The following is a 10,635-nucleotide window of genomic DNA, read 5'->3' on the forward strand; positions in this document are numbered from 1 at the left end:
AAACAGGGAACAGGGAGTGACATGGAGATCTGGCCCGGCAACGCCTACCCCCTCGGCGCGACCTTCGACGGCAGCGGCACCAACATCGCGCTGTTCAGCGAGGTCGCCGAGCGCGTGGAGCTCTGCCTCTTCGACGACCACCCCGACCAGCCCGACGGGCCGCTGGTCGAGACCCGGATCGAGCTCACCGAGGTCGACGCCCACGTGTGGCACTGCTACCTCCCGAGCGTGCAGCCGGGCCAGCGCTACGGCTTCCGCGTCCACGGCCCCTGGGATCCCGACGCCGGACTGCGCTGCAACCCCGCCAAGCTGCTGCTGGACCCCTACGCCAAGGCGACCTGGCGCGAGATCGACTGGGACCCCTCGCTGTTCGCCTACACCTTCGGCGAGGAGGACTCCCGCAACGACGATGACTCCGCGCCGCACATGACCCTGGGCGTGGTCATCAACCCCTTCTTCGACTGGGAGGGCGACCGCAGCCCGGGCACCGCCTACCCCGACACCGTCATCTACGAGGCGCACGTCAAGGGCCTGACGATGCAGCACCCCGACGTGCCCGAGGAGCTGCGCGGCACCTACGCCGGCCTCGCGCACCCGGCCGTCGTGGAGCACCTCACCAAGCTCGGCGTCACCGCCATCGAGCTCATGCCGGTCCACCAGTTCGTGCAGGACAACACGCTGCTGGAGAAGGGCCTGCGCAACTACTGGGGCTACAACACCCTGGGGTTCTTCGCCCCCCACGCCGACTACTCCGCGGCCACCCACGACCCCGCCGCCGGCCGGGGCCAGCAGGTCCAGGAGTTCAAGGCGATGGTCAAGGAGCTCCACCTCGCCGGCATCGAGGTGATCCTCGACGTGGTCTACAACCACACCGCGGAGGGCAACCACCTCGGGCCGACGCTGTCGTTCAAGGGCATCGACAACCAGGCCTACTACCGCCTGGTCGAGGACGACCCCCGCCACTACATGGACTACACCGGCACCGGCAACACGCTCAACGTGCGGCACCCGCACTCGCTGCAGCTGATCATGGACTCGCTGCGCTACTGGGTGACCGAGATGCACGTCGACGGCTTCCGCTTCGACCTCGCCTCCGCGCTGGCGCGGGAGTTCTACGACGTCGACCGGCTGGCCACCTTTTTCGAGCTCGTCCAGCAGGACCCGGTGGTCTCGCAGGTCAAGCTCATCGCCGAGCCGTGGGACGTCGGCCCCGGGGGCTACCAGGTGGGCGGGTTCCCGCCGCAGTGGACCGAGTGGAACGGCAAGTACCGCGACTCGGTCCGCGACTTCTGGCGCGGCGAGCCGTCGCTGGGTGAGTTCGCCTCACGCCTGGCCGGCTCCTCCGACCTCTACGAGCAGTCCGGCCGTCGCCCCTTCGCCAGCATCAACTTCGTGACCGCCCACGACGGCTTCACCCTGGCCGACCTGGTGTCGTACTGCGAGAAGCACAACGAGGCCAACGGCGAGGACAACAACGACGGCGAGAGCCACAACCGCTCGCAGAACTTCGGCGTCGAGGGCCCGACCGACGACCCCGACGTCCTGCGGCTCCGGGCCCGGACCCAGCGCAACCTCATCGCGACGCTGCTGCTCAGCCAGGGCGTCCCTATGCTGCTCCACGGCGACGAGGGCGGTCGCTCCCAGGGCGGCAACAACAACACCTACGCCCAGGACACCGAGATCTCCTGGATGGACTGGGACTCCCTCGACCTGCCGCTGGTGGAGTTCACCGCGGCGGTCTCCCGGCTGCGCGCCGAGCACCCCACCTTCCGGCGCAAGCGCTTCTTCACCGGGTCGGAGGTCAGCGGCGGCGAGCGCCTGCACGACATCGTGTGGCTCCACCCCGAGGGCCGGCGGATGGAGGACGGCGACTGGGACGGTGGCTCCGCGGTCCTCGGGATGTACCTCAACGGCCACGGGATCGCCGGTCGCGACCCCCGCGGCAACCCGATCACCGACGACCACTTCCTGCTCTACTTCAACGCCGGGGCCGACGAGGTCACCCTCGTGCTGCCGCCGGAGGAGTACGCCGCGGCCTGGTCGGTCGCGATCGACACCGCCGGCGAGACCGACCCGGCCGCGCCGCTGGGGTCAGGCTCGAAGGTGGTGCTGCCCGGCCGCACCGTGCTGGTGCTGCAGGAGTGGGCCGAGCCGGAGGCCGAGGTGGACCACTCCGTCGACGCCTCGCTGAAGGCCCAGTCCGACCGCAGCCAGTCGGACCGCAGCCAGTCCGACCGCGCCGCGAGCGAGCAGGAGCAGGCGTGAGCGGTCGCGAGCGGCGTACGCCGGCGAGGGTCCCGGCCTCGACGTACCGCTTCCAGGTGAGCAAGGAGCTGGACCTGCACGAGGTGGCCCGGCTGGCGACGTACGTGCACGACCTGGGCGCCGACTGGCTCTACCTCTCGCCGCTGCTGGCAGCCGAGCCCGGCTCGACGCACGGCTACGACGTGGTCGCGCACGACCACCTCGATCCCGACCGCGGCGGCGAGGAGGGGCTCGCCGCCGTGGCCGCGAGGGCACGCGAGCTCGGGCTCGGCGTGCTCGTCGACATCGTCCCCAACCACGTCGGCGTCGCGACACCGGCCGAGGACCCGTGGTGGTGGGACGTGCTGCGCCACGGCCGGGAGGCCGAGCACGCACCCGCCTTCGACGTCGACTGGGACACCGCCGGCCAGCGGCTGCGGATCCCCGTGGTCGGCGACGACGACCTGCTGCCCGACGGCGGTGTCGGGCACCTGACCCTGGTCGAGGGCCCGGCCGAGCGTGGCGGGCTGGAGCTGCACTACTGGGACCAGGCGTTCCCGGTGGCGCCCGGCACTGCCAGCGGCGTCGACGACGACCCGCAGGCCGTGCACGCCCGCCAGCACTACGAGCTGGTCGACTGGCACCGCGCCGACGACGACCTCAACTACCGCCGGTTCTTCGCGGTCAACACCCTCGCGGCGGTGCGCGTGGAGGAGCCCGAGGTCTTCGCCGACACCCACGTCGAGATCCGCCGCTGGTTCCGCGAGGGCCTGGTCGACGGGCTGCGGGTCGACCACCCCGACGGCCTGCGCGACCCGAAGGGCTACCTCGACGACCTGGCCCGGCTCACCGAAGGCGCCTACGTCCTGGTCGAGAAGATCCTGGAGCCCGGTGAGGGGCTCCCTGCCTCGTGGGCGACCGAGGGGACGACGGGGTACGACGCGCTCGCGCTCGTCGACCGGGTCCTGGTCGACCCCGCCGGCGAGCAGCCGCTCACCGACCTCGAGGCCCGGCTGCGCGGCGGACCCGTCGACTTCCACGCGATGGTCCACGACCTCAAGCGGGAGGTGGCCGACGGCCTGCTCGGCAGCGAGGTGGCCCGGATCGTGCGCGACCTGCGGCGCGACGTCCCCCGGCTCGACCGCGCCCGCGGCGAGGACGCGGTCGCCGAGCTGCTGGCCTGCTTCCCGGTCTACCGCTCCTACCTCTCCACCACCGAGCGCGACGGGGAGGAGCACCTCGACGCCGCGCTCGCGGACGCCCGCGCCCGGCGGCCCGACCTCGCGGCGACGTACGACGTCGTCGAGCCGTGGCTGCGCGACCCTTCGTGCGACGGGGCGCGGCGCTTCCAGCAGACGTCGGGGATGGTGATGGCCAAGGGCGTGGAGGACTGCGCGTTCTACCGGACCTCCCGGCTCACCTCGCTCAACGAGGTCGGCGGCGACCCGTCCGTCTTCTCGCTGACCGTCGACGGCTTCCACGAGGCGATGGTCGTGCGGCAGCGCGACTGGCCGCACGCGATGACGACGCTGTCCACCCACGACACCAAGAGGGGCGAGGACGTCCGCGCCCGCATCCACGTGCTGGCCGAGGCCCCGGAGGGCTGGGCCGCCGCGCTCGACCGGCTGCTGGACCTCGTGCCGCTGCCCGACCCGGGCTTCGCGAACCTACTGTGGCAGGCAGTCGTTGGCGCCTGGCCGGCCTCGACCGGTCCCGCGCCCGGGGGCGACTTCCGGGAACGGCTGCACGGTTACGCGATGAAGGCGATGCGTGAGGCGGGCGACCGCACGACGTGGACCGAGCCCGACGAGGACTACGAGGCCGCGGTGCACGCGGCCGTCGACGCCGCGCTCGACCGCGACGACGTGCAACGCGTCCTGCACGAGGTGCTCGCCTGGACCGTCGACCCCGGATGGAGCAACGCCCTGGCGGCCAAGCTGGTGGCGCTGACCATGCCCGGTGTCCCGGACGTCTACCAGGGCTCGGAGCTGTGGGAGCAGTCGCTCGTCGACCCCGACAACCGACGCCCGGTCGACCACGAGCTGCGCCGCTCGATGCTGGCCGCCGGACCCGGGGCGCTCGTGGGCGGGCTGGAGGACCCCGGCACCGCCAAGCTGCACCTGGTGAGCACCGCGCTGAGGCTGCGTCGCGACCGGCCCGAGCTGTTCACGACGTACGCCGGCGTGCCGGCGACCGGGGAGGCGGCCGACCACGTGCTGGCCTTCGACCGCGGCGGCGCGATCACCGTCGCGACCCGGCTGCCGCTGGGCCTGCGCACACGCGGGGGCTGGGGCGGCACGACGCTCGACCTGCCCGAGGGCGCCTGGCGCGACCTGCTCACCAACCGGGTGAGCAACGGGTCGCTGGAGTCGCTGCTGTCGACGTACCCCGTCGCGCTGCTGGTGAAGGAGGACTGAGTGCTCTTCGAGGTCTGGGCCCCGCGGCCCGAGCGCGTGCGGTTGCTGGTCGACGGCGCGACGGTGTCGATGGAGCGCGACGACGACGGCTGGTGGCGCGTCGACGTCCCGGTCGCGGGCGAGGTCGACTACGGCTTCCTGCTCGACGACGACCCGACGCCGCGGCCCGACCCCCGTTCGCGGCGCCAGCCCGACGGGGTGCACGGGCTGTCGCGCACGTACGACCCCGCGACCTTCGCCTGGACCGACGCGGGGTGGACCGGGCGGCAGCTGCCGGGTTCGGTCGTCTACGAGCTGCACCTGGGCACGTTCACGCCCGACGGCACCCTCGACGCCGCCGTCGAGCGGCTCGACCACCTCGTCTCGATCGGCGTCGACCTGGTCGAGCTGCTGCCGGTCAACTCCTTCAACGGCACCCACAACTGGGGGTACGACGGGGTCGGCTGGTTCGCGGTGAGCGAGACGTACGGCGGGCCGGCGGCCTACCAGCGGTTCGTGGACGCCTGCCACGCGCGTGGCCTGGGGGTCGTGCAGGACGTCGTGCACAACCACCTCGGCCCGTCGGGGAACTACCTGCCGCTCTTCGGGCCCTACCTCAAGGACGGCCGCAACACCTGGGGCGACCTGGTCAACCTCGACGGCGAGGGCTCCGCGGAGGTGCGGCGGCTGATCCTCGACAACGCCCTGATGTTCCTGCGCGACTACCACGTCGACGGGCTGAGGCTCGACGCCGTGCACGCGCTCCACGACTCCTCCGAGGTCCACCTGCTGGAGGAGCTGGCGGTCGAGGTCGACGCCCTGTCGGCGCACCAGCGCCGGCCGCTGTCGCTCATCGCCGAGTCCGACCTCAACGACCCGGTGATGTTCCGCCCGCGCGAGGCCGGCGGCCACGGCCTGACCGCCCAGTGGAGCGACGACTTCCACCACGCGGTCCACGTCGCGCTGACCGGGGAGACGACCGGCTACTACGCCGACTTCGAGCCGCTGACCGCGCTGCAGAAGGTGCTGACGCGCGGGTTCTTCCACGACGGCACGTGGTCCTCGTTCCGCGAGCGCGAGCACGGGGTGCCGATCGACCTCGAGCACACCGCGACCTGGCGGCTGGTCGTCGCCAGCCAGAACCACGACCAGATCGGCAACCGCGCCCGCGGCGACCGGATCACCGAGGTCCTCGACGAGGACCAGCTGATGTGTGCGGCACTGCTGACGATGGCCGGGCCCTTCACCCCGATGCTCTTCCAGGGCGAGGAGTGGGCGGCGTCCACACCGTTCGCCTTCTTCACCTCCCACCCCGAGCCCGAGCTGGACCGCGCGACCGCCGAGGGGCGGCTCGCGGAGTTCGAGAAGATGGGCTGGGACCCGGCCGTCGTCCCCGACCCGCAGCACCCGCAGACGTTCCTCGCCTCGAAGCTCGACTGGTCCGAGACCGATCCGGACCGCGACGGCGGACGGCACGCCCGGGTGCTCGACTTCTACCGGGCGCTCGCCGCCCTGCGGCGTACGAGGCCGGAGCTGACGGACCCGTCCTTCGCCGCCGTGCGGTGCGAGGTCGACGAGGCCTCGCGGCTGGTGCTGCTGTGGCGCCGCGACACCCTCGTCGCGCTCAACCTCGGCGACGACACGGCGCAGGTCCCGCTGACCGGTGCCCTGGTCGGGGGCCGGCTGCTGCTCGGCACCACCGCCGGGCCGCGGCTGGACACCGCGCCCGGCGCGACGACCCTGGTCCTCCCGCCGCACGCCGCCGCCGTCGTCGCCCCCCGACCCCGACCCTGACCTTCTCGCCGAGCGGCCCGCTCCTTCAGGAAACGCGGGGCGGCTCGGCCCCCTGGGGGTCGGCGCGGGGGGCCTGGGGCAGACTCGCGCCGGTGCGCCCGCTCCGTCGTGTCCTCTCGGTCCTGCTCGTCCTCGTCGCGGTGGTGCTGCTGCCGGCAGCGCTGGTGACCTCCTGGGTGGACCGCACGGTCGCGGACCGGGAGGGCTACCTCGACGCGGTGACCCCGCTGGCCGAGGACGAGGCGGTGCAGGACGCGATCACGGTGCGGGTCCGGGTCGCTGTGCTGCGGCTGGTCGGGGCGCCGTCGGTCGCCGAGGACGCGCTGGGCGACGCGGTCTCCCTGGCCGTACGCCGGGTGGTGGCGTCGCAGGCGTTCCCGCCGCTGTGGCGGGCGAGCAACGAGGTGGCGCACACCTCGCTCGTGGACGTGCTGTCGCGGCCGGTCGGCGAGGGCGGCGACGTGCGGATCGACATCACCCCCGTCGTGGAGGCGGTGCTCGACCAGCTGCCGGCGCAGTTCCTGGCCGAGCGTGTCGAGGTGCCGCCCACCAGCTTCACGATCGCGGGGACCGGCGAGATCGACGAGGCCCGGCGGGTCTGGCAGGCCGTGGAGGGACGGGGCACCGTCGTACCCCTGCTGGCGCTCGCCGCCCTGGCGCTGGCCCTGGCGGCCTCGCCCCTGCGGCGGCGCACCGGGATGCTGGCGGCCGGGCTGGCCCTGCCGGCGCTCGGCCTGCTGGCCGTCTCCCTGGTCGCCGGTCGGCGGGTGGTCGAGGCGGCCGCGCCGCGGGGCGAGGAGCGCGAGCTCGTGCTGCAGGTGTGGGACGCCCTGGTCGCGGACCTGTGGCTCTCGACCGCGTTGGCGGCCGGCGTCGCACTGGTCCTGCTGCTCGTGCTCGCAGCGCTCCCGCGCCGGCGCGCGACCGCCTGACGCCCGAGGGCGTCCCGGGGAGGGCGGCGGCCGCGCGCCGGGGGGCAGGGGGTCAGACGGGCTCGGGCACCCGGTCCTCGGAGGGCGTGCCCGGGTCGCGGGTGTCGGGGACGTGCGCGGCGGGGCCCTCCTCGCGGAAGCCGTACCTCTCCCACCAGCGGGCGAGCGGCCCGGGGGCGTACCAGTTCCAGTCGCCCAGCAGCTTCATCGTCGCCGGCACGAGCAGCGCCCGGACGATGGTGGCGTCGATGAGAAGCGCCACGAGCATGCCGACGCCGAGCATCTTCATGAACACGATGCCGCTGGTGCCGAACGCACCGATCACCACGCCGAGCAGCAGCGCGGCCGAGGTGATGATCCGCCCGGTCTTCTGCACGCCCGCAGCGACCGCCCGGTCGTTGTCGTGCGTGCGGTCCCACTCCTCGCGGACGCGGGAGAGCAGGAAGACCTCGTAGTCCATCGAGAGCCCGAAGAGGATCGCCAGCATCAGGATCGGGTTGGTGGCGTCGAGGAAGCCCTGCGGCTCGAAGCCGAGGAGGCCGGCCAGGTTGCCGTCGCTGAAGATCCAGGTCACCACGCCGAAGGAGGCGGTGATGGAGAAGAGGTTCATCAGCACCGCCTTGACCGGCAGCACCACCGAGCCGAACGCCACGAACAGCAGCACGAGCATCACGCCGACGACGATCAGGCCCATCCACGGCAGGTGGTCGGCGACCGAGGCGATCAGGTCGACGGTGTCGGCGCTGAGCCCGCCGACCAGCGCCTCGCCGGAGGCCGGGTCGATCGCGCGCAGGTCGCGGACGAGGTCCTGGGAGGCCTCGGTCTGGCTGTTGCCCTCCCAGACCGCGCGCAGCAGCGTGTCGGTGCCGTCCTCGGCGACGGACACCACGTCCAGCACACCGGGGACCGCCCGGACCTCCTCGACGTACGCCGCCACGTCGGTCGGCTCGGTGCCCCGGAGAAGCAGCTGGGCGGTGGAGGTCTCGGGACCGAACTCCTCGTTGAGCAGTGCCGCGGCCTCGTGGGCGGGGGCGTCGGGCGGCAGCACGCGGTAGTCGACGCTGCCCCACTTGGCGCCCAGGAACGGGCTGGCGACGGCGAGCAGGGCGGCGATCGTGACGACCATGACCAGCACGGGTCGGCGCATCACGGCGTGGGCGAGGCCCGCCCACCGGCCGCCCTCGCCGGGGGCCAGGGAGCGGTCGCGGCGCCAGGGCAACCGGCCGGCGTCGACCCGCCGGCCGAGCAGCCGCAGCACCGCCGGCAGGATCGTGAGGGCGGCGAGCATGGCCACCACGACGGCCGCGATGCCGCCGTACCCCATCGAGCGGAGGAAGGCCTGCGGGAAGATCAGCAGGCTGGCCATCGCCGCGGCGACGGTGAGGCCGGAGAACAGCACGGTGCGGCCGGCGGTGGCCATCGTGCGGCGGATCGCGACGGCAGCGGCGTCGGGCGCGTCGAGCGGCTGGAGGGCCAGCTCCTCGCGGAAGCGGCTGATGACGAAGAGGGCGTAGTCGATGGCCAGGCCGATGCCCAGCAGCGAGATGACGTTGACCGAGAAGACCGACACCTCGGTGAACTCGGCGATCACCCGCACCACGGCCAGGGCGCCGAGCATCGCCACGATGCCGACCATCGCGGGCATGAGGGCGGCCACGGCGGAGCCGAAGATGAGCAGCGCGAGCAGGATGACGATCGGGAGCGAGATCAGCTCGGCGCGCTTGAGGTCGTCGGAGGTGATCTGGTTGACGTCGTTGTAGACCGCGAAGGCGCCGGCGAGGTCGGCGTCGAGGCCCTCGACGTCCTCCAGCACGGGTGCGACCCGGTCGTAGTTGGTGAGGAAGTCGTCCTGGGACACCCCGGCCAGGGAGATGAGCACCTGCGCGTGACTGGCGTCCTGGCTGACCAGGCCGGCGTCGGGAGCGGCGTAGTAGGGCACGACGCTGGCGACGGCGTCGGCCGGGATCGCGCCGACCACGTCCTCCACGGCGGCGCGGAACTGCGGGTCGTCGGCGGTGAGGCCGCCCTCGTCGGAGTAGATGGCGACCACGTCGATGCCCTTGTTGCCGAAGGCCTCGCGCTCGGCGACCAGCTCCTGGGCCGACTCCGAGGAGGCGTCGTCGAAGCCGCCCTGCGAGAGCGAGTCGAAGACGCCCGCGCCGAACGCTCCAGCGCCCAGGGTGAGCAGCACCCCGACCAGCAGCACGGCCAGGGCCCGGCGGCCCACCAGCTCTCCTCAGCGATCGATCATCGTCGTCCTCGACTTCCCCACGCAGATCCGTGACAGGTGCCCACAGAAGTGAACGCCGTAAACCGTAAATGATGTTAACGTGGGTGTCAACGAGTCACCTGGTGACTGGTCGAGACCACCCGCACTGCCACCCCGCAACCACCCGCCGCCCGTGAGGAGACCCGTGACGGCCGAGCCGACGACGCGCCGCGAGCGACAGCGCGAGGCGACGTACGCCGAGATCGTGACGACCTCGATCGCCCTGCTGCGCGAACGGGAGGACCTCTCGCTGCGGGCGGTGGCCCAGCGGATGGGCATGACCGCGCCGGCGCTCTACCGCTACGTCGCGAGCTACCAGGAGCTGGTCGACCTCGTGGCCTTCGAGATCGACCGGGAGGCGACCGAGCGGTTCCGCGCGGCTGCCGACGAGCTGCCCGTCGACGACGTCGCGGGACGGCTGTGCGTGAGCGCGGCGGAGTTCCGCCAGTGGGCGCACGGCTCGCCGCGGGAGTTCGGCCTGGTCTTCGCCAACCCGATCGCCGACAGCGCCTGCATCCGGCGCGACGCGCTCACCCTCAGCAGCTCGGGGCACCTCTTCACCGGCCAGATCCGAGCGATCTGGGAGCAGCGGCACTTCCCCGTACCAGCCGTGGCCGACCTGCCGCCCGCCGCCCAGCAGGCCGTCCTCGACCCGGTCATCCCGGCCGAGAGCGAGGGGATCGCCGTCGAGGACCGCGGCCTGATGTGGGTCTACATGCAGGGCTGGACCCAGCTGTACGGCGTCGTCACCCTCGAGGTCTTCGGCCACATGGATCCGCGGCTGGTCGAGTCGGGCGACCTCTTCGTCGACACGATGCTCCGGTTCGCGCCCCGGATCGGGCTGGCCGACGACGTACCCCGGCTGGAGGCGCTGATCCGGGAGCGGATCGCGGCGCACCCGCGCTGAGGCGCGGCCGGGACCGGGGTAGTGCGCCAACCTTTTATACCCAACCCCCCGCCGGGGGGGGAAGATAGTTAGGGAGACCCCCCCCCGCGCGCC

Annotated in this window: 6 protein-coding genes; 5 read left to right on the top strand and 1 reads right to left on the bottom strand. The window is 72.7% G+C overall.

Annotated elements, in window-relative coordinates; genetic code table 11:
• Positions 1–21 precede the first annotated feature (21 nt).
• From glgX to Q1V71_RS17855, 4 genes are all read left to right on the top strand, one after another.
• Positions 22–2,265 carry a glycogen debranching protein GlgX gene (gene glgX / locus Q1V71_RS17840; RefSeq protein WP_300645569.1) on the top strand — a complete coding sequence of 748 codons (2,244 nt, stop codon included), beginning with the start codon at positions 22–24 and terminating at the stop codon, positions 2,263–2,265.
• Positions 2,262–4,661, top strand: a complete 2,400-nt coding sequence (gene treY / locus Q1V71_RS17845) for a malto-oligosyltrehalose synthase (protein ID WP_300645570.1) — start codon at positions 2,262–2,264, stop codon at positions 4,659–4,661. Before glgX ends, treY begins: the two co-directional genes overlap by 4 nt.
• Positions 4,662–6,434 (top strand): malto-oligosyltrehalose trehalohydrolase, encoded by a 1,773-nt coding sequence (treZ, locus tag Q1V71_RS17850; RefSeq protein ID WP_300645571.1) that lies wholly within the window; start codon positions 4,662–4,664, stop codon positions 6,432–6,434.
• Positions 6,435–6,526: 92 nt separating this feature from the next.
• Complete coding sequence (locus Q1V71_RS17855) at positions 6,527–7,366, top strand: hypothetical protein (protein ID WP_300645572.1); 840 nt, start codon at positions 6,527–6,529, stop codon at positions 7,364–7,366.
• 52 nt (positions 7,367–7,418) lie between these two features.
• On the opposite strand, the gene Q1V71_RS17860 is transcribed toward Q1V71_RS17855, so the two are convergent.
• Positions 7,419–9,593 (bottom strand): MMPL family transporter, encoded by a 2,175-nt coding sequence (locus Q1V71_RS17860; protein ID WP_300645573.1) that lies wholly within the window; start codon positions 9,591–9,593, stop codon positions 7,419–7,421.
• A gap of 187 nt (positions 9,594–9,780) precedes the next feature.
• Between Q1V71_RS17860 and Q1V71_RS17865 the strand changes: the two genes are divergently transcribed.
• Entirely contained in the window at positions 9,781–10,542 is a 762-nt protein-coding gene (locus Q1V71_RS17865; RefSeq protein WP_300645574.1) for a WHG domain-containing protein, read from the top strand.
• Positions 10,543–10,635: the final 93 nt, after the last annotated feature.

Source organism: Nocardioides sp. (assembly GCF_030149505.1).
GTDB lineage: Bacteria > Actinomycetota > Actinomycetes > Propionibacteriales > Nocardioidaceae > Nocardioides.